Here is a 21010-nt window from a genome sequence, read left to right on the forward strand (position 1 = left end):
CGGAGCGGAAGGCTGATAGGAAATGAGGCCGCTGGCCGCTTCATACTCGGGCTGTACTGGATGTCCATCCAGCTTCAGCGTAACTGAGCCGGGATCAATGCCTGATTGGGCATCGGCGGCCGCAAGCTGAATGCGGGGGAGTTCGTATCGATCACAGCTTCATTTGCCGGAGAGAGTACATCCAGTGTTGGGACGGCCATATCTTCATTAGGGTCCTGCTCATAGATCAAGCGTACATCATCAACCCATACCGTGCCTTTATTTTTTTTGTCAAAAATGGATTGTTCAATCCGCATATATATTTCGAGTGTGATCGGTCCGACTTTATCTTGAGGAATGTCACCCTCAATGTATTTCCAGCCTGTCCAGTCCACGCCAACGTTCTCGTCCAAATATTCCACCTCAAAGGATTTTCCGTTGCCATCCCTGAACTTGCTGAAGATGAGATGTCCATCGTTGTTACCGTATACCCACATCCCGATTTTTTGGGGTAGGCCGTTAACAGGATACGGAGCTGCAGGGCCTAAATACACATAGGAAGGGTTTTCCTTAACGCCAATGTAGTCATAATCCACACGTACGGAATTATTCCCTGAGCGGACATGCCGGGGATCGGATTCCAGGCTCATCGCGCCTGAGAAATTCCTTTTTTGAACCAGCACGTTATCGCTCAGGTTGTTCTCGAAATCCTCGATGACTACGGTATTGGGTAGGGGCGGGTCAGCGGCAATGAGGCCTGCCGGTTGCAGGGTGCTTACGATAACGGTGATGAGTAGGAGGAGCATTGTTGCGCTTGAGGATATAAATTTATACCTTCGGCGGATACGTTCTTTGAACATGGTTTTTCTCTCCCTCTGCGTTAACAAGATTTATATTATGAGAAATTATAAAGCTGATCTGTACCGATAGTATTAATTTAAAGAATTAACTATGTAAACAGTCAGTAGGGAGAGAGGCTCCATATATCCAAAATAATTAGCTTTTTTTTCGGTATTGGCCGGGGGTGTAGCCCGTGAAATTCTTGAAGGTACGGATGAAATTGGCGTAATCATTGAAGCCGGACAGATAGCAGGTGTCAGATACCGAGTTGCCGGCGGTGAGGAGCTGCTTGGCTAAGGTTATTTTTTTCAACAGGACATAGCGGTAGAGGGTTCCTCCGGTCTGCTGCTTGAACAGATGGCTGAGATAATATTTATCTACGGACAGTTCCTCAGCGATCCCCTCCAGCGAAAGGGGCAGATGCAGATGGTGATCAATATAGGCCATGGCCGACTGAATCAGTGTGGAGATCAGACTGGGAACCGCCGAAAAGCTGCGGCTGTACAGATCGTTGACCTGCACCAGCAGCTGAATCAGATAAGTGAGCGCCAGAACGTCGCTGCCGTACTGCGGATGCTTCAGGATATCGATGAGACGGAAGGCCAGTCCGGTAAAAGCTTCAAGCTCTGCCTCATCCATCTGCGAAAGGTTATGTTCCCCGGTCTGACGGTTCTGGAAGCAGGCGAGCAGATTTGTGTCAGCGGTGCAAAAAGGGTAAACCAGCGGTGCTTTGAAGTGGATCGTAATCCGTTCATAGGGCTCTGGGGACAGGTTGATGATTTTATGGATTTCCTGATTGTTGAATATTAGGACATTTCCGGGACTCAAAGGATAGCTGTACTGTTCCACAAAACAGTTCACCTGTCCGCCCAGGAACAGAAAGATTTCATAATGGTCATGAATGTGAAAATCCTTGGTTGGAGAGGTCGGGGAATTGCCGATTCCCGCCAGGATATCACCATGGAACTGCTGATAATATTCGGCATGCTTCATATCGTAGGCCACCTTCGGAATTTATCGCAATAAACGCAACAAATCATTAATTATCGCAAAGACATTGCGATAACATAAAACTAAACTATAAATGAAGTTTAGACAATCCCGAAGAGCGAAGCCATGGAGGAATGGAATATGAACGGTAAGGAACAGCGTAAATATTGGCTGGATACGATGCTGCTGATCGGTGCTCCGGTGCTGGAAGCATTGAGGCGGAGAACACTTGCGGAAACGCTGCCGGTGGAATTCCACAGCGGCCGGAGCGGCTTCGCGCCGCTGGAAGCTTTTGCCCGGCTGGCCTGCGGAATGGCGCCCTGGCTGGAGCTGGAAGGCCTTGAGGGTGAAGAAGAACAGCTTAGAGGTTATTACGCCAAGCTGATGCTGGAAGCGCTTGATGCAGCTACGGACCCGGATTCTGCGGATTATATGGATTTTGAGGCGGAGGGGCAGCCGCTGGTCGATGCGGCTTTTCTGGCGCATGCGCTGGTGCGGGCACCAAAGCGCCTGGCCTCGCAGTTGAATGAACGCGTCAGGCGCAACGTGATTGCGGCCTTAAAAAAGACCCGCCGGACGGCCCCCAGCGGCAGCAACTGGCTGCTGTTCAGCGCAATGGTGGAGGCGGCGCTGTACATTCTCGGCGATCCGGAATACGACCGGATGCGGGTAGGTTATGCAGTCCATATGTTCATGGACTGGTATAAAGGCGACGGAGTATACGGAGACGGCAAAGATTATCACTGGGATTATTACAACAGCTTTGTTATTCAGCCGATGCTCGTGGATGTGATTACCCTTTTTGAGCAGGATTCGGCGCATTACCCCCAATTGAAGCCTCTGATTATGCAGCGGGCCCGGCGGTATGCCGCCGTGCTGGAGCGGATGATTGCACCGGACGGCACTTATCCGTTCCTTGGACGTTCCATCGTGTACCGCTTCGGGGCGTTTCAGCTGCTCGCGCAGGCGGCGCTTCAGCATTTCCTTGAAGCATCCCTGCAGCCTGCGCAGGTACGCTGTGCCCTGACGGCTGTGATCAGGCGGATAATGGAGTTCCCGGGCAATCTGGATGAGAACGGCTGGCTGCGCCCGGGCGTATACGGCTATCAGCCGGAGCTGGCCGAGAGCTATATCAATACAGGCAGCTTGTACTTATGCGCAGCCGTATTTCTTCCGCTGGGGCTGCTGCCTGAAGATTCATTCTGGAGCGGGGAAAATCAGAATTGGACTTCGCAGCAAATTGCTGCAGGTGAGAATGTTATGCGCGACCATGCTTTGTAATTCTTGCGCTACTGGAAAGGGGAGAGCAGATATGGATCAACAGGAACTGCTTGATATCATCGGGGAGGCTGGACCGCTGCAAGTGAGCCATTATTATCCGCAGGGGGATCAGGATGCTTTCTGGAAGCGGGCGGCGGAGTCCGGCGAATGGAAGGAGATGATCTCTGAAATCCGGGCTGAGGGTCTGCGGCTGGAAGCTCTGGACATCAAGGAACTGAAATATTCCCTGTTCACGGCCTTTGCGCGAACAGGCTCCAGGCTGGAGTATGAACGGGTCTATTTCGAACGGAGAAGAAGGCTGAATACGTATGCTGTGCTTGCTTTGCTGGAGCCGGAGAATCCGGGATACCTGAGGGAGCTGGAGGATATCTTGTGGTCTATCTGCGGGGAGTACACCTGGTGTGTTCCCGCCCATTTGCCTCCGGATTTTGCGGTCACGGAGATCGGACGGTTTATTGATCTTTTTTCGTCTGAGACCGGTTTTACCCTAAGCGAAATATCGTTACTTCTGGGCGGGCGGCTGTCGCCGCTGCTGCGTTCCCGGATCTCGGCTGAAGTGGAACGCAGGATATTCCGGCCTTTTCTGGAAGACGGCCCTTATCACTGGGAGACCGCCACACATAACTGGTCTGCTGTCTGTGCAGGGTCGGTCGGGGCGGCGGCTATGCTGGCACTGGATGACCCGGCTCAGCTGAGCCGGATTCTGCACAAGACGGAACGCTGCATGCACTTCTATCTGGAGGGCTTCGGGGAGGATGGAGCGTGTGCGGAGGGGCTTGGCTATTGGAATTACGGATTCGGCTATTTCACGTATTACAGCGATCTTCTGCGGGCCAGAAGCGGAGGGAAGCTGGACTGGTTCCAAAATGATAAGGTCCGCAGCATCGCCGCGTTCCAGCAGAAATGCTTCATAGGCGGCAGCCTTGTAGCGAATTTCTCTGATTCGACGCCCCGGGTCCGTGTACATATGGGCCTGTCCCATTATCTGGCGGCTGAATATTCCGGTATCGAGCCGCCTCCGGCACAGCTTCGTGCTCCATATACAGAGGATCATTGCAGCCGCTGGGCTCCGGCACTGCGCAATCTGATCTGGACCAGGCAGGGCAGGGGTGCGCAGGAGTGGGATGCCGCCAGCTTTTATCTTCCTGATGCGGCCTGGATCGTTGCACGGCACGGTTCTCCGGGGAAGGTCTTTGGCTTCGCTGCCAAGGGCGGCCATAACGATGAACCGCATAATCATAATGATCTGGGCCATTTCATTCTGGCCGGCGGCGGGGAAGTCTACGCCGCGGACCTTGGAAGCGGAGAGTACACGGCGGATTATTTCGGCAAAGGCCGCTACCGGTATGACTGCAATGGTTCGCAGGGTCATTCGGTGCCGATAATAAGCGGCCGGTATCAGAGTGCAGGACCGGAATATGCCGCAGCAGTGCTGCATGCTGCCGCCGGGACGGACAGGGACGAGCTAAAGCTGGAGTTGTCTAAGGCATATGAAACGGAAGGCTTGAAGTCACTGATCCGTTCTCTGGTATGGCACAAGGAGGAACTCCCCCGTTTGGAGCTGTGTGACGAGTACCTGCATAAGGGGGCGCCGGAGAGCTGGACCGAGCGGTTCGTAACCTGGCGGCAGCCGGAACTCCTCCGGGCCGGCATCGTCCTGCTGCCGGGAAGTGATGGCGGCGGAGTAGAAGTACATTATGATGACAAGCTGGTGGAACCCGAAATTACGCAACGTGAGTACCGTGATCATTACGGCCGGGAGACGGTCTGGCATACGCTGGATTTTCATGTGCTCCGGCCCGGCTCTGAGGGCAGATTGGTATTCACATTTCAATTCCTATCATAGATGAACGGCGGTGTTTGAATGATGAAACAAATGGAAGATACGGCCTGGGTAGAAGAAGCCTGGAGTAAGGCACTGGAGAAAACGGGGATAAACAGCCAAAGAATCGGCGCTGAATTCCCTCATGCAAGTCAGAGCGGCAAATATGTGCTGGAAGCCCCGGATTGGTGGACAGCCGGATTTTGGCCCGGTATGCTGTGGCAGTTCTACGGAGAATGCGGTGACGAGAGCCTGAAAGCGATTGCCATGCGCTGTGAGAAACGGCTTGACGAGGTGCTGGAAGGATACGTCAGACTGGATCATGATCTGGGCTTTATGTGGACTTTAACCAGTGTGGCGAATTACAAGCTGACAGGAAATGAAATATCGCGGATTCGGGCCTTAAAAGCGGCCAATTACTTGTCCGCCCGCTTCAACCTGAAAGGCCGCTATATCCGGGCCTGGAATCCTTGGCGGGAAGGGGAGGACAACAGTGGTGTTGCAATTATTGACTGCTGCATGAATACCAGCCTGTTGTTCTGGGCTTCCGCAGAGACAGGCGATCCGCGCTACCGTCATACCGCCGAGGCGCACATGGATACCGTGCTGGAGCATTTCATCCGGGCAGACGGCTCGGTGTACCATATCGTCAACTTCAATCCGGACACGGGGGAGGTGAAGGAGAAGCTTGGCGGGCAGGGCTACGGTTCTGAATCTGCCTGGTCGCGCGGCGCAGCCTGGGCTATTTACGGCCTGGCGCTGGCGTACCACCATTCGGGCAAACAGGAGTATCTGCATGCTGCCCAGCGGGTTGCGGATTTCTTTTTGACCCGGCTTCCGGAAGATCATGTTCCCCATTGGGACTTCAGGGCGCCAGGGGAAACCGGTGAAATCCGCGATACCTCTGCCGGCTCCTGCGCAGCGAGCGGCCTGCTGCTGCTGGCCCGCCTGGCAGACGATCCGGAGTCACATGTGTACCGCAGCGGTGCGCTGAAGATCATGGAGTCTCTCTACCGGAATTACGGAACCTGGGACCAGCCGGACGAGGAAGGGCTGCTGCTTCACGGAACAAGCAACTATCCGGAGAACCGCAACATTGACGTTCCCCTTATCTACGGTGATTTCTTTTATGTCGAGGCGCTGGCCCGGCTTAAGGAAGCCGGCCCGTTCTACTGGGAATAGGAGCCTTTTCCGGTGATTTCGGGGGTGGATTTTCCTAAAGATCCGGACGAAACTGAGACAGCGCCGAAGGCTATCTTTTAGCATTCTGGTGAGAGTTAATAAAATTTTCATATGACTCTCCGTGTTACTTAAGCTATAATGAGGTCTAAAAAAGAAAACGGGGCGTTAGGATGAATCAGTTTAAAGGTGAAACAAGCCTGCTTTCGGAGAAAAAGGAGCGTTTTTCTTCCAGCGGCTTTATTTTTGCGGCCATCGGCAGCTCAGTGGGTCTGGGAAATATGTGGAAGTTCCCTTATATTACAGGAGAAAATGGAGGGGCGGCTTTTTTCCTGCTCTTCATCGTCTGCCTGGTGCTGATCGGCTTGCCGGTATTGCTGGCTGAGCTGGCCATCGGACGCAGCGGACGCGGAAGCGCGGCGACTTCGTTCATACGGGCCGGAGGCGGGAAGGGCTGGAAGGCAGCCGGAATTCTGCAAGTGGTGGCGCCGTTTCTGATCCTCTCCTTTTATATTATTGTTGCAGGCTGGACGCTGAACTACGCGCTGATCGCCTTCAATGGACAATTGTTCAGCACAAGTGATTACGCGGGTCAGTTTGGCTCCTTTATCTCAGGGTATATGCCGATAGTCTGGCAGGGCGTTGCCATGCTGATTACGGCGGGGGTAGTTATCCTTGGGGTTTCTGGCGGGATTGAGAAATTTAATAAAGTATTGATTCCCGGCCTGGTCGTTCTTCTCATTGTGTTGATGATCCGCGCCGTAACGCTGCCGGGTTCAGGCGAAGGGGTATCCTTTTTCCTCAAACCGGACTTCTCGGTGCTGACGGCCGAATCCGCGCTGGTCGCCTTGGGACATGCCTTCTTCTCGCTGTCGCTCGGGATGGGGATTCTGCTGACTTACGGTTCTTATGTGGATAAAAGACAGTCGCTGGGCAGCGCAGCACTGGCGATTGGCGCCGGAGATCTGGTGTACGCGTTTATCGCCGGATTGATTATTTTTCCGACGACGTTCTCGTTTGGCATTGCCCCCGATCAGGGGCCTTCACTGATTTTCATCGCGCTGCCGGCAGCTTTCTCGGCCATGCCTTTTGGTTCGTTCTTCGGCGGCCTGTTCTTCATTCTGCTGGCGATTGCCGCTTTGACCTCAGCCGTATCATTGCTTGAAGTGCCTGTATCCTTCGCTATGGAGCGCTGGAATTGGAGCCGCCAGCGTGCAGTCTGGATCTTGTCTCTCATCTGTTTCCTGCTCGGTATTCCCTCAGCGATGTCGCTGGGGATGTTCCCGGAGCTTACATTCGGCGGCAAAGCCTTGTTTGACTGGATGGATTTCATCACCTCCAACATTATGCTGCCCCTTGGCGGCCTGCTGATCACCATTTTTGCCGGGTACTTCTGGAAGGGGGCAGCGGAAGCGGCCGGGCTGCAGGCGCGCTGGTTCCGCATCTGGCTGTTCATGCTCCGGTATGTCGCCCCGGTTCTGGTGTTCCTGGTGCTGCTGCATACCTCGGGAATTTTGACCTTTTAATAGCCGTACTCCGGCAGAAAGAACACACTCAAACCCTGCAACCACAAGAGTTGTAGGGTTTTTGTTGTGTTATTCATTTGGAATCAAACCGAGGTCCAGCCCCCGTCAACATACAGGGTTTGGCCCGTCGTGTAGCTGGAAGCGTCCGAGGCAAAATAGATGGCTGCACCGTTCAATTCCTCCGGATTGCCGGGCCGGCCGATGGGACACTGCGCATTGTACAACTGGAGAAAACTGTCCTGATACAGGGCGCGTTCAGTCATTTCCGTGCGGAACAGGCTGGGGCCAATGGCATTCACAGTTATGCCGTATGGAGCCAAGGAAGCCCCCATGCCCCGGGTCATACTCAAGACCGCGCCTTTGGAGGCATTATAGGCATGAAGCGGAAATGACTTGCTGCCGGTCATGCCGCAGACGGAGGCCATGTTGATAATCCGGCCATACCTTCTCTCCTTCATGGGCTTAATGACATGCTTGGACATAAGAAATATACTTTTCAGGTTGGTGTCGATCACCCGGTCCCATTCCCGCTCTTCCAGCTCCTCCACTGAACCGGCGGAGGCGACCCCGGCATTGTTCACCAGAATATCGATTTTGCCCCAATGCTGTAAAATCGCCTGGACCGCAGCCTCAATCTCATCCTCCCGGATGACATCGCATCCCAGTGACAGGGTCTGGCGGCCTGCGGATTCGATCTCCCTGGCCGGTGTTATCAGCTTGTCCGGTCTTAGATCCAGAAGGGCCACATCCGCGCCCTGGGCGGCGAGCGCCTTAGCCAATTCTGCGCCAATCCCGCCAGCTGCGCCGGTTACAACGGCCACTTTGCCGCTTAAATCAAACAGATTATTCATGATACCCCTCCTTCTTCATCGTCAGCTTCAATGTAACATAGACCTTTTCACGATCATATATATGGAAAATATAAAAATAAATGGAATCGTTGTGCAACCCGCACTATAATAAACAGAGGGTGAGAGTGATGAGTATTAGCTTTGAGCAACTGAGCAGGCATTTTGACAAGCAAGCAGTCCGTGTTCACCGGAACAGGAGATTAGAGGATGAGATCTACAGTGATGCTATACTCATTACGAAGAGTCTAACCTCCTTTGCGCCCGAATTTATCTATGTGGGCAAGAGATCCATGCTGCCGGGAAATGCCGCTAATATGGAGAATGCCAGCCTGATGCTGATCAATGACGCGGAGCTTCCTGTACAGGAGGATGTCGAGAGCAGCCCGAATATCATTGAGTTTACAGCGGGAGAAGATGTCTTCGAAATCTACAATCAGACCAGGGAGCTGTTTCTGGAAAAAGCGGAAACGGAGCAGGCCAAGGCAACGCTGCTCAAAGCTTTTGCGGCCGGAAAAGGGATGGATCACATCGTATCGGTGGCAGCGGATATATTGGGTAATCCGGTAATCGTCATTGATTTAAGCTATAAAGTTCTGGCCTATTCAGACAGCGAAGTGAACGATCCGGTCTGGAGGGATAATCTGCAGAAGGGCTACTGCTCCTATGATTTTATTGCCGCCGTCCAAAAGATGAAAAGCGTACAAAACGGTGCAAAGTCCGGGGAACCGTATGAAGTGTTCTGCAGCGGCAGTGCTGCCGCGAAAATGGTGGCCAGGATTAAAATCGGGGACAAGCCTGTCGGCAATCTTATTTTGCTGGGCACAGAACGGCCTATCCATCCGAGGGACCGTGACCTAGCCGCTTTTGCCGGGGAGATGGTGGCGGCGGAACTGCAGAAGAACAGCTTTTACCGGAATTCTGCGCATGCCGTGTATGATGAGCTGATCTATGATCTGCTGGAAAATCACTTGAGCGGCAAGGAACTTGTCCAAGAGAGGCTTAGAAGCGGTAATATCAGGCTGACCGGCAGGCTGTCCGTGCTGGTGCTGGATATTGCGCAGTATGATGCTTCCGGCAAATACAACGGATATTTACGGGACCGGATCAGTACGCTTTTTACCGCGGAACGTCAGATCTTTTATAATGGGTATATTGTCAGTATCTGGGAACGGGAGCTTAAGGCAGCAAGAATGGATTGTGGTCCTGATATGCGCGAATTCCTGACCTCGAATCAGATTCGCCTGGGAATCAGCAGTGAATTCAGCGATATTGCGGATTGCCGCAAATACTATCTGCAGGCGGTCAAAGCGCTGGAGATCGGCCTGATCGCCATGCCTGCCGACCCTGTGGTCTTATACTCCGATGTGCAGCTGTACGACATGTTGTCTGCCTACACACAAGGGGATTACCGGGAGGTATGCCATCCGGCGCTGCTTACGTTGCGGGAATACGACGGGAAGCACCATGCTGACCTGTATCATACCCTTTTTATCTATCTGAAAAACAACCGGCAGCTGCAAAGAACCGCCACCGAGCTGTTCATCCACCGCAACACCCTGCGGTACCGTCTGCACCAGATCCGTGTATTGATCCATGTGGATTTAGACAATATTGATAACGTTCTGAAATTATATATGTCCTATAAAATGACCGCCTACCTTGATAGATTGAGGGAAGCAGGAGAATGCACAAGCGGATAGATGAAGAAGAAATAAGTTCCCCTGTACAGGCACTTCTAGGCGCTTACCCACATACAATAAAAGGACCATGAACCCGTAGTTCAAACTACAGATCGGTTTCATTGTACATGTGCGGGAGGTGTCGCCAACTTGCCAGGAATAATAAGCACGATAGCGCTGCTGATCAAAGAACTGACACTGCTGGTATCCTACGTAAGGAACAATGCTTTTCCCCAGCCGCTCTCCGAACAGGATGAAAGCAAATACTTAGGGAGGATGGCGGAGGGAGATGCTAAGGCTCGTAACTTGTTAATTGAACACAACTTGCGCTTAGTCGCCCACATAGTAAAAAAATTCGACAATACCGGCGAAGACATGGAGGACCTGATCTCCATCGGCACCATCGGGCTAATAAAAGCTATCGAGAGCTACCGCCCGAACAAAGGGACGAAGCTCGCTACTTTTGCTGCCCGTTGTATCGAAAATGAAATCCTGATGCACCTGAGATCGCTGAAAAAGACGCGCAAGGACGTATCCCTGCATGATCCGATAGGAACCGATAAGGAAGGTAATGAAATTACACTTATAGATATCCTTGGCTCCGAGGCCGACGATGTAATCAAGGAAGTCGATCTGAAGATCGAGAAGAGCAAGATCTACCGCAATCTCGACATCCTGGATGACCGGGAGAAGGAGGTCGTGGTGGGCCGCTTCGGTCTGGATACGGGGGGCGAGGAGCGGACGCAGCGGGAGATTGCGAAGGAGCTGGGGATTTCGCGGAGCTACGTTTCAAGAATAGAGAAAAGGGCGCTCATGAAGCTGTATCATGAGTTTTATAAGGCGAAGCGGTGAGTTTTATAAAGCGACTTGTCTACGGATGAGTTGCTTTTATTATAAATATGCTTTAACTAATCTCAGAATATACAACAAAGGGAGTTTCACTAAAATGTGCTGCAAGGACATATATGATCTTCATGTTCAACTACTACATACGTAGGAGAAACATGAACAGCATCAAGGCCAACATCAAAAAGAAATTAATTATTTCAAAAGACAGTTTTTTATGACAGAAGATTAGTTCAAAAGATTTTTGTTTTGAATCAGCTAGTGAAAATACATGAGCAGGAAAGAGCGATTGTAGTGAAGTGGTGTTCTGAGAAGTATTTCAATTGAATTTGGAATGATGAATGTTAAAAGCGGGTATCGTCCTAATTTAAGGATAATATCCGCTTTTAAATAGTTATAAGGAAGTACTTCATAGATTTATAGTAAGGTACCTACCTCCAATAATCTAGCACCCCCAGCAATACATACACCATCACAAATAATGTCCACACCGGTCAGATATCCCATTCGTTCATCTGCACCAAGCTGCATATAGAGCGGCAATTTTATTAGGGGGCTCCAGTTGATCGATTGTATTATTTTTAATATGAATCATCGAATCTTCTTATTTGAACTCACGGATGATTTGTTATCGCGTTTGCCCAAAAGGGCAGAGGGTCTTGCCCCTATGTACGATGTTAAAAGACAGTACGTCCTGTATCATAAAGCTATAAACAACATGAGGAGGAAAAAGATATGCGTTTAGAAAATAAAGTAGCAGTTGTCACAGGTGCAGCTTCAGGAATGGGTAAAGCGATCGCCGAGTTGTACGCTAAAGAGGGGGCTAAGGTAATTGTCTCCGATTTGAACTTAGCTGGAGCGGAAGAGGTTGCAGCTGGTATTAATAGTATTGGAGGCGAAGCCGTTGCTGTTAAAACGAATGTTGCTCACGAAAGTGACATTAATGAGATGATTGATCTGGCGATTTTTACCTTTGGGGGGCTGGACATTCTGGTCAACAATGCTGGAATAATGGATGATATGGCACCAGTTGGCGATGTACTGGATGGGAAGTGGGAGCTTATGTTTGATGTGAATACGAAAAGTGTAATGCGGGCCATTCGCAAAGCGATCCCTATATTCCTGGAACAAGGAAATGGCATTATTGTTAATGTAGCATCAACCGGCGGTTTTAGCGGAGCTCATGCCGGTGTTGCTTACACAGCTTCCAAACACGCAGTGGTTGGTATTACAAAAAATACTGGTTTTATGTATGCACAGAAGGGGATTCGCTGCAATGCGATAGCGCCTGGAGCCACAATGACCAATATCGTCAATACAATATCAAATGTGAATGAATTAGGTGCAGCACGCACAAAGGTGATTAAAGGTGTAATTCCCCGTCTCGGACAGCCGGAGGAAATTGCTCAGGTTGCGTTATTCCTCGCATCAGATGAATCCAGCTTCGTCAACGGTGCTGTAATTACGGCAGACGCAGGCTGGACAGCAGGCTTTTAAATGAAGGATTTTTTGGAGTGCACGTATGGGGAATATTCTATCCTATTTAAGATGGCGTGGCGATATTAGCCTCAAAGAACGCCCTTTTAACGAAGTTGACAACCTGGTATTGGCGGCGTTATCCTACCTTGATCTTGAGGGAATTGTTCCGGGTATAGGTCAAGGCAAGTGTATTACTGTGGAGGAAGCCTGCGATTCTTATTTTAAAAATCAAAAGGAGGTAGATATAGAGCGTTTGAAGCGCTTGTCCATTGTGGATAATGCTTTGCTCAAAGAAATGGCACAATCAGAACGCTTTAAACATGCAAAGCTCTCAAACTTTGTTGATATTATGGATGAAGCTAAACTTATGCAGTTTTCCGCACTACTTATAGAACTAGATGATGGTACGTTTTATGTTGCTTACCGTGGAACAGATAATTCCATTTTGGGATGGCGAGAAGACTTTACTATTAGTTTTCAGACAGTATCTGCCCAGCTTTCGGCCTTGGCCTATCTTGAAACAGTCGTAGCCCCTAACCAGAAGATGTATCGTGTTGGGGGCCATTCTAAAGGCGGGAATCTTGCGATGTATGCCTCCATGATGTGCGCTGATTCTGTTAGAGAACGGATTCTGGAAATCTATAATAACGATGGTCCTGGATTTTGTAAGGATTTACCATGGGCTACGAATATTGAAAAGATTCAAGATAGAACCGTTCAAATTGTACCTGAGTTTAGTGTAATAGGTATGTTATTTACGGCAACCGAAACATCCTCAAACATTATTGGAAGCTGTGCAACAGGTCTAATGCAACATCACCCCATGACCTGGGAAGTCGAAGGCAGTGCATTTGTCCGAAAAAGTGACTTAATCAATCGCTGTAAATTAATAAATGAAATGATTGATAACTGGATCGAAAATGTTGATTTTGAACAGAGAAAAACCTTTACGAGTGACTTATTTGATGCTTTAGGAGCGGGTGGAGCAAACTTAGTGACAGATCTGCCCAACGGCGGGGTTGACGGTTTTGAATCCATCTTATTTGCTTTAGGTAGTTCAGATGTTAAGACAAAGGCAGCCATATCGATATTTTTTAAATCTGTTATTGCAGGGTGTCGAAAAATTGACATAGTCGCTCTTCTTAAATCCAAGACAATGATAAAAGGTGCCTGCGTTGCACTACTAGGATTGTTTTTTATGCAGAATCCCGAATTTCCATTTAGAATTCTCGGTTCACTGTTCTTTTTTTCAATTTTTTCATTTTCTGTTTTCAAATATGTCCGTCATCTTAAAAAGGTTAAAAATAATGTACCTGTTTGGAAACACACATCCAAGTTATACTTACTACTCTTGGGATTATCCTCAATTATTTTATTGAAGGGAAATACCTTTTCCGTATCTACACATATGCTGCTTAGCTTTGGATTTTTAGTAAATGCTTATCTGAACTTTAATCAATATCTGAAAACAACGAATATGAAAAGCAAAAAATGGGTGTTGCTACCGAACTCTGTTATTTCATTGTTGCTCGGAATCGTTTCGTGGGTGACTGCCAATCATATCGAGACTATATTCATTTACTTTATGGCAACTTATTTAATTCTCTCAGGAGTTGCTGAGATGATTGATTCGATGTATGAGAATGCCCAAAACAGGTTGCAAAAGGAGCATAGACTAAGGTCGTGACAGAATTTAATTCTTCATGACCTTTTTATTTGAGGAGGAAAGGTATGTTTAATCCGCAATTCAATGGAAACGATAGAACAATAAATACTAACAACAAACTTCTAATTCTGAGTGTAATTTTCTTTGCAATACTTGCCTTGTATAATCCGGATAAAGGAGACTTTGTGGAGTATAAATTAAGCAACGTAGGTGAACATACTCTGATTAAAAGTGATTTTTTGTCAAACGTTACGAAGCTAATTGATGAACCTTTAATAGAATCAACAACGAAAAGAAAAAACCGGTTGTTCTTTTCTGTTTTTACAACCTCAGATCATACAAAGTATCTTGGAATTGGCTTATTTAAAGTTATATTTATTAAAATGTAGGATATAGCTATGGTCCAGCTTGTTTAGGAGGCTTCATATGAAAAATGTACGGGTATTTACGGATAGTCTGACTACGTTTCCTATGGTTTGAGTGTTCTAATATCAGTTCTCATTATCATTTTTCTTTACTAGGCGGATCTTAAAAAGACTTCAAAAAGTATATATTTTTACAGAGCAACTAGGTAAAGGAGATTTATCTAATGAGCTGCATTTCAATGGGAATGATAATATAAGCAGAGCACTAAATAAAGTTCCAGTAATATAAAAATGCTTACCTATAGTGAAAGACAAGATAACAGGTACCTCTCAACAAACTTCAAAATATACGAGTGGAATTAACTCAAGTTTACCGAAGATAAACCTGGTAATGAATCGGACTACGGAATCTATGGAGAATCAGGCTAAACTAATGTATCAATTAATGAATTCCATGGAAGAATTTAAGTTAACAGAGGACCCGCATAAGGGGGAGTTATGTTGAACGAAAAAAACGGAATGCAAAGCATCAGTGAGCTGTTCGCCTCAAGGCTGCCGACTATAATATGGTTATCCATTGTGTATGCCGGAACAATAGTACTGCAATTTCTTAAAGATCCATTAATTCTCGAAAGTGCTGTATTTACAGGTTTATTTACACTTCATGTGTTGTTGCATTGGAACTCTTACAGAATCACACAAAAAACATTCTGGATATACTTTTCTATTCAAGCTGTTCTGGTCTATCTTTGTGCCATTTTAATGCGTGACGGTTATCAGGCTGTTTTAGTTGGACTGCTGCCTATATTGATAGCCCAGAGCCTTGGTTATTCGTTTCGGGTGAAGCGGGTCATTTTTATTTCCTTTATTAGTATTATTGTCTTTTTTGATTCAGCTTTGACTGTGGGAGATACGGATGAATTACTCGTGTTTCTTCCTATTTTTATCCTGATGCTTATTGTTGTTCTGGCTTATGCAATATTATTCTTCAAGCAAGTACAGGAGCGGCTTAGAATTCAGAGTTTCCTTGAGGATCTAAGGGAAGCGCATGAAAAAGTAGAGGAATTAACACTTGCGAATGAACGCCAGCGTATGGCGCGGGACTTGCATGATACACTGGCGCAGGGAGTTGCCGGACTCATTATGCGGCTTGAGGCTGCAGATGCACATATGTCACAAAATCATACAGAGCGGGCACATGAAATCATCGGTCAGTCGATGCAGCAGGCACGCCGGACGCTGGCTGAAGCCCGGAGAGCGATTGACAACTTACGTTTAAAATCGGCTCCGGAGATAGACTTCAAAGAGGCGGTAGCAGATGAAATCGAGCATTTTAATGAAGCTACCGGTATCATCGTTACAAAGGATTATCGTTTGAACAAAAGATTATCCAGGCTGCAGATGGAACACAGTTTACACATTATTAAAGAATGTCTTACTAATATTGCCCGTCATGCCAAGGCTGATAAAGTATGCGTATCGGTTTCTTCACATAACGACAAGTTAATCGTTGAAATTAGAGACAACGGCATTGGTTTTAAAACAGATGATATCGGCAAGGACGCCGGACACTATGGATTATTGGGACTAAAAGAACGGGTAAGGCTGATTGGCGGAGAAGTTTATATGAACAGTACTTCCGAAGGCACCACTATTAAATTTGCAGCGCCCTTAACTAAAGGAGAACGTATATGACGGTGTATAAAATTGTAATTGTAGACGATCACTTTGTAGTACGTGAAGGCCTAAAGCTGATTCTCGAAACAAATGAGCAATTCGAAGTCATTGGTGAGGCTGAAAACGGGTTAGAGGCGTTGCCTATAATTGCGGAATTGCAGCCGAATGTGATTCTTATGGACTTAAATATGCCAGTTATGGGCGGCCTGGAAACCATGCAGGAATTAAAGAAGCAAGGATCTAAGATTCCAGTTATTATCCTCACGACCTATAACGAAGATGATCTAATGATAGGCGGGCTGGCTATAGGGGCAAAGGGATATTTATTAAAAGATACCAGCCGTGAGAATCTGTTCAGAAATATTGAATCAGCTGTTCGTGGGGAAACCTTGCTGTCGACAGATATAATGGAACGCGTAATTGCAGCAAGGTCCCAGGAGAAAGGACGGGTCTACGCTTCTAATGAAGCCAACAGCTTGAGTGACAAAGAAACACATATTCTGCAAGCTGTTGCCCGTGGGCTAAAAAGCAAAGTGATTGCCCTGGATATGGGCATTTCCGAACGTACCGTTAAAGCTCATTTAACAACGATTTATAATAAACTTGGAGTGGAATCACGTTCTCAGGCGGTAGCTGTTGCATTGGAGCGGGGGATTTTGGATAATTAATGATCGTGCTTATTAAGTAAAGTTAATGTTTTATAACCACCACCGCGCCTGTTACAAATATTATGGCACTAACGAACATCCTAGAAAAGCGCTACTCTCCATAGCATTCGCAGATTCTGTATAAACGAGCAAAATGAACTGAGTAAAAACGATGGGAACAAGAGCATCTGCAAAATAAATCAATTTTAAGCCCTAAGCTATAGGGTTTTTCCAGCGGCTAATTACAATAGTACCGTATATAGCAGCAGCATAAGAACCCCCACTCATATTGGTCAAGCCCCTATTTTGTAGACACTGAAAAAAGACCCTAGGCTGTAAGCTGCTTCCGGTACTCCACCGGAGGCAGCTTATTTAGTCTTCGTTGCGGTCGATACTGGTTGTAAAATTGAATATAGGCTTCAATTCGTCTTTGTGCCTCGTCCAGATTTCGGATATCATAAGGGTAGAGCCCTTCCGTTTTGAGATGCGAGAAGAAGCTCTCCATGGAGGCATTGTCATAACCATTTCCTCGGCGGGACATGCTGATTCGGGCGCCAACCTTTGGCAGCATGTCATGGTATGCATGAGACGTGTATTGGAATCCCTGGTCGCTGTGAACGATCAGTCCGGTCACGTCTTTTGTCTTGTTAAAGGCTTTCTCAAAGGTCTGTAGAACCAGTGGATTGTCATTTTTCTGACTCATGTGGTAGGCTACAATTTCATTGTTAAACAAATCTTTCACCGCAGAAAGATAGAGCCACGATTCTCCCACCCGGTATTGAGTCACATCGGTAACCCATTTTTGGTTAGGAGCATCCGCCTTGAAATCTCGCTTCAGTAGGTTTTTAGCGACTCGCCCTCCGTCCGAAGATGCGTAATTACAGCGATGTTTTCGCCTTATTCGTGACCGGATTCCAAGTACCTGCATGAGCCGTAGCACCTTCTTATGATTCATCCAGACTCCGTGATCCTGCAGCAAGAATAACTGGATCTGTCGGTATCCGTAAACTCCGTTGTAGTGCTCGTAAACCTTCTTCACAAGTTCTCTATCTTCTCGGTCCCGATCGAATGCTTTGCGCTTTAGAAAGGCGTAATATCCGCTTCTGGAGACCCCAAACACTTTGCACAAATGACGAACCGGATATTCACTTGAGGCTCTCTCAATCGTTACATACCGCTCTGTTTCATCTCCTGCATCCAGATTTCCAAGCACTTTTTTAGCATTTCGTTCTCCTGTTTGAGCCATTTGACCTGTCTTTCTTGATCGACATATTGTTCTCGCCGTCCTCGCTGGTCCACAAGTCCGAACTCTCCCAATTCCCGGTATTTCCTCATCCATGTTTTAACCGATGTCTGTCTGTAATTTCGAACTTCTCCATAATTTTACGATAGGTCCAACCTTCGACCATATGAAGACGTATTGCCTCCAGCTTTGTTTCATAAGAATACGTTTTAGACTTCTTTCCTTTAATCGCTGGCATAAAAAATGCACCCCCTAGAATTCATCGGATAAACCAGGGGTTTATTCCAATGTCTATTCTAAGGGGTGCACTTCATATAGAGTGGGGGTTCTTATGCTTACTACTCCACTTGAATCAGTATGTTAAGGGGCAGCCCAAAAGGGCAAGGGCCGATGCCCTTTTGGACGATGTTAAACATTCTCCCAAAATGTAAAATAAGGACAAGTTAAAGATATAGAACAGAGGAGACGGTACTGAAATGGCTAAAATGTTATATCGACTGGGGTTTTGGTCGGCCAAGAATAGGATTAAGGTAATTATTGGATCAATTATGGTCCTGCTGATATCCTCAATACTGGCCATGTCGATGGGACCTAAACTTCATGAAGAGACTACGATTCCCGGACTCGAGTCAATCGAAACGATGGGACAGATGTACCAAGAGTTTCCTTCCATGATCGACAATGGCGGACAAATCCAACTGGTGATGAAAGCAACGGCTAACGAAACGTTATCTACTGAAACAACAAAACAACTGATTATCACTGAACTCAACGAATTGGAAAAGGATCCGGCGGTGACAGCTGTTTCCAGCCCATACGAAAACCAGTCACTAAATACTGACGGCACGATCGGCTATGCAACGATATCTTATAATACATCAGGTGCTGATGTTACTGAAATATCAAAGGGACATGTGCTTGATGCCGCGGAAGCCCTTCGGGAAGCCGGCTTGCAGGCAGAATTAACTGGATCTGGTTTTGTTAAGATGGAAATCGGCGGTGCTACAGAAGGTATTGGTGTCCTGATTGCACTTGTTGTACTCACCTTTGCTTTTGGATCTTTCCTTACAGGGATTATTCCGGTTCTAACGGCAGTCATTGGCTTGGGAACTGGTGTAATGTTGATCATTATGGGCTCCAATTTTCTTGATACTCCTTCGTTTGCTTTATCGCTAGCCAGCATGATTGGTCTGGCGGTGGGTATTGATTACGCATTGTTTATTATCTCCCGCTACCGTCAGCAGCTGGCTCAAGGCTTTGAGCGAAGAGAAGCAATAGCAATCGCTAATGGCACAGCAGGCAGCGCAGTCGTTTTTGCAGGGATTACAGTGATAATCGGTCTTGCCGGAATGACAGTTGTGGACATTCCGTTTCTAACGGCAATGGGTCTGGCCGCTGCGCTCTGCATTTTCGTCGCTGTCTTAATCGCAATTATCACAGTGCCTGCTGTTCTCGATATGATGGGAGGAAGGATCAAAGTTAAGCAAAATAAACGCTCTGATAGGGCTATCCTTCACCTTAAGAAAAAGGATCGCGGTAATAGATGGGGAAGATTTGTTACTGCACGTCCATGGCTGACAGTAATCTTTGGCCTTGCTCTGCTCGGAACATTGTCGGTACCATTCTTACACATGGAGACAGGCACTATGGATGACGGACTGAAGTCAACGAGTCAGACAGAGAGAAGAGCATATGATCTGATGTCAGAGGCATATGGCGTTGGCTACCATAATCCGCTGATGATTCTAGCCAAGACAGATGGGAGTCCAGAGGCTGAGGCTAATCTAGCTAAAACAGTAGAAAAACTTAAGACCTACCCGAATATCGGTACTGTTGCTCCTGCCGTTACCGGAGCCTCAGGAAACCTCTCTTTAATTAATGTGATTCCGGCTACCGGCCATGCAGATGTAAAAACGGTAGAGCTGGTTAAGACGATTCGTAGTCATACTGAAGAAATTGCCCAAGAGAATCATGTGGAGCTTAAAGTAACCGGAAGCACAGCCATCAATATTGATATTTCCCAAAAGCTTAACGAGGCATTACCTGAATTCTGTCTCATTATTGTCGGTTTAGCTTTTCTCCTGCTGATGATGGTATTCCGTTCCATTCTGGTTCCTATCAAAGCGGTTTTGGGCTTTGTCCTTTCTTTGGGTGCTACACTGGGATTCATAACCTATGTTGTACAGGACGGACATTTTCAAAAACTATTCGGATTTAATGGAGAATCGTTAGTTCTGAATTTTCTCCCTATTATGGTTGTAGGTATCCTGTTCGGACTAGCTATGGATTACGAAGTATTTCTGGTCAGCAGGATGCGTGAGGATTACAAAAAGAATGGAGATGCTAAAAAGTCGGTACTGGCTGGAATTCGCCATAGCGGAGGTGTTGTTACAGCTGCGGGTCTCATAATGATCTCGGTTTTTGCCGGATTCATGATGACCACCGATCCAAGTATTAAAGTAATGAGCTTTGCGCTTCTCTTCGGAGTTTTGTTTGATGCTTTTATTGTCCGCCTGCTCATTGTTCCCGGTGTGATGATACTATTGGGTAAAGCTGCCTGGTACCTGCCAAAGTGGTTAGACCGAATACTGCCAAATCTTGATGTTGAGGGTGAGGAAGTGATGAAAATTGCAGAGAACCGGCAACATAATAGTAGGAATGCTTCTAGTGATATTTTCCCTAGACCAGTTAAATAGAATGAATTAATAAATTGAAAGCAAGCACAGGAGACAGAATGTTTGATGTCTCCTGTGCTTGCTGTTTCTGTATGCAATTCGTACGTGCATAGATTTCTGCGAAGACGGCTGTGTTCAGCTCATACGGATTCTTGATCTATTCCAATGTGTATGCCATCCCTACAGTAAGAACCCAGGTGGCGAATCAAGTAAAGACCTATATGATCTCCATGTTCAATTGTTACATACGTATGAAAAACACGAA

Annotated in this window: 17 protein-coding genes; 12 read left to right on the plus strand and 5 right to left on the minus strand. The window is 47.4% G+C overall.

Annotated elements, in window-relative coordinates:
* Positions 1 to 74: 74 nt before the first annotated feature.
* The gene (locus tag JI735_RS16445) at positions 75 to 839 is read right to left on the minus strand and encodes a hypothetical protein (RefSeq protein WP_202677579.1); all 765 of its coding nucleotides are present in this window, start codon (positions 837 to 839) and stop codon (positions 75 to 77) included.
* A gap of 136 nt (positions 840 to 975) precedes the next feature.
* Positions 976 to 1812 carry an AraC family transcriptional regulator gene (locus JI735_RS16450; protein ID WP_051051707.1) on the minus strand — a complete coding sequence of 279 codons (837 nt, stop codon included), beginning with the start codon at positions 1810 to 1812 and terminating at the stop codon, positions 976 to 978.
* 138 nt (positions 1813 to 1950) lie between these two features.
* Here JI735_RS16450 and JI735_RS16455 point away from each other — a divergent pair, with 138 nt between their 5' ends.
* The 4 genes from JI735_RS16455 to JI735_RS16470 all read left to right on the plus strand — a co-directional run bounded on the left by JI735_RS16455 (position 1951) and on the right by JI735_RS16470 (position 7617).
* Positions 1951 to 3090 carry a DUF2264 domain-containing protein gene (locus JI735_RS16455; protein ID WP_202677580.1) on the plus strand — a complete coding sequence of 380 codons (1140 nt, stop codon included), beginning with the start codon at positions 1951 to 1953 and terminating at the stop codon, positions 3088 to 3090.
* A gap of 31 nt (positions 3091 to 3121) precedes the next feature.
* Positions 3122 to 4936 (plus strand): heparinase II/III family protein, encoded by a 1815-nt coding sequence (locus tag JI735_RS16460; protein ID WP_039834861.1) that lies wholly within the window; start codon positions 3122 to 3124, stop codon positions 4934 to 4936.
* Positions 4937 to 4957: 21 nt separating this feature from the next.
* Entirely contained in the window at positions 4958 to 6094 is a 1137-nt protein-coding gene (locus JI735_RS16465; protein WP_039834866.1) for a glycoside hydrolase family protein, read from the plus strand.
* 170 nt (positions 6095 to 6264) lie between these two features.
* On the plus strand, positions 6265 to 7617 hold the full coding sequence (locus JI735_RS16470; protein WP_039834862.1) for a sodium-dependent transporter: 1353 nt from the start codon (positions 6265 to 6267) through the stop codon (positions 7615 to 7617).
* An 83-nt stretch (positions 7618 to 7700) separates the two neighbouring features.
* Here the strand turns inward: JI735_RS16470 and JI735_RS16475 are convergent, their stop codons facing one another.
* Complete coding sequence (locus JI735_RS16475; RefSeq protein WP_202677581.1) at positions 7701 to 8468, minus strand: SDR family NAD(P)-dependent oxidoreductase; 768 nt, start codon at positions 8466 to 8468, stop codon at positions 7701 to 7703.
* 128 nt (positions 8469 to 8596) lie between these two features.
* Between JI735_RS16475 and JI735_RS16480 the strand changes: the two genes are divergently transcribed.
* From JI735_RS16480 to JI735_RS16510, 7 genes are all read left to right on the plus strand, one after another.
* A complete protein-coding gene (locus tag JI735_RS16480) occupies positions 8597 to 10168 on the plus strand; it encodes a PucR family transcriptional regulator (RefSeq protein ID WP_039834868.1) in 1572 nt (523 codons plus the stop codon).
* Between the two features lie 129 nt (positions 10169 to 10297).
* The gene (gene sigK / locus JI735_RS16485) at positions 10298 to 10999 is read left to right on the plus strand and encodes an RNA polymerase sporulation sigma factor SigK (RefSeq protein WP_039834869.1); all 702 of its coding nucleotides are present in this window, start codon (positions 10298 to 10300) and stop codon (positions 10997 to 10999) included.
* 729 nt (positions 11000 to 11728) lie between these two features.
* Complete coding sequence (locus JI735_RS16490; RefSeq protein ID WP_039834871.1) at positions 11729 to 12490, plus strand: SDR family oxidoreductase; 762 nt, start codon at positions 11729 to 11731, stop codon at positions 12488 to 12490.
* Positions 12491 to 12515: 25 nt separating this feature from the next.
* Positions 12516 to 14159 (plus strand): Mbeg1-like protein, encoded by a 1644-nt coding sequence (locus JI735_RS16495; RefSeq protein WP_051051709.1) that lies wholly within the window; start codon positions 12516 to 12518, stop codon positions 14157 to 14159.
* Between the two features lie 44 nt (positions 14160 to 14203).
* Positions 14204 to 14527: a hypothetical protein gene (locus JI735_RS16500; RefSeq protein ID WP_039834872.1), complete on the plus strand. Its 324-nt coding sequence runs from the start codon at positions 14204 to 14206 to the stop codon at positions 14525 to 14527.
* 477 nt (positions 14528 to 15004) lie between these two features.
* A complete protein-coding gene (locus JI735_RS16505; RefSeq protein WP_051051710.1) occupies positions 15005 to 16198 on the plus strand; it encodes a sensor histidine kinase in 1194 nt (397 codons plus the stop codon).
* Entirely contained in the window at positions 16195 to 16848 is a 654-nt protein-coding gene (locus JI735_RS16510; RefSeq protein ID WP_039834874.1) for a response regulator, read from the plus strand. The genes JI735_RS16505 and JI735_RS16510 overlap by 4 nt, the downstream gene beginning before the upstream one ends.
* 307 nt (positions 16849 to 17155) lie before the next feature.
* Here JI735_RS16510 and JI735_RS16515 read toward each other — a convergent pair whose 3' ends face one another.
* Positions 17156 to 18073, minus strand: coding sequence for an IS3 family transposase (locus JI735_RS16515; protein WP_233476427.1), 918 nt, complete (start codon positions 18071 to 18073; stop codon positions 17156 to 17158).
* Between the two features lie 85 nt (positions 18074 to 18158).
* The gene (locus JI735_RS16520) at positions 18159 to 18308 is read right to left on the minus strand and encodes a hypothetical protein (RefSeq protein WP_202677582.1); all 150 of its coding nucleotides are present in this window, start codon (positions 18306 to 18308) and stop codon (positions 18159 to 18161) included.
* Between the two features lie 238 nt (positions 18309 to 18546).
* Between JI735_RS16520 and JI735_RS16525 the strand changes: the two genes are divergently transcribed.
* Complete coding sequence (locus JI735_RS16525; RefSeq protein WP_039835176.1) at positions 18547 to 20766, plus strand: MMPL family transporter; 2220 nt, start codon at positions 18547 to 18549, stop codon at positions 20764 to 20766.
* Positions 20767 to 21010: the final 244 nt, after the last annotated feature.

Source organism: Paenibacillus sonchi, assembly GCF_016772475.1.
GTDB classification, from domain to species: domain Bacteria; phylum Bacillota; class Bacilli; order Paenibacillales; family Paenibacillaceae; genus Paenibacillus_AQ; species Paenibacillus_AQ sonchi.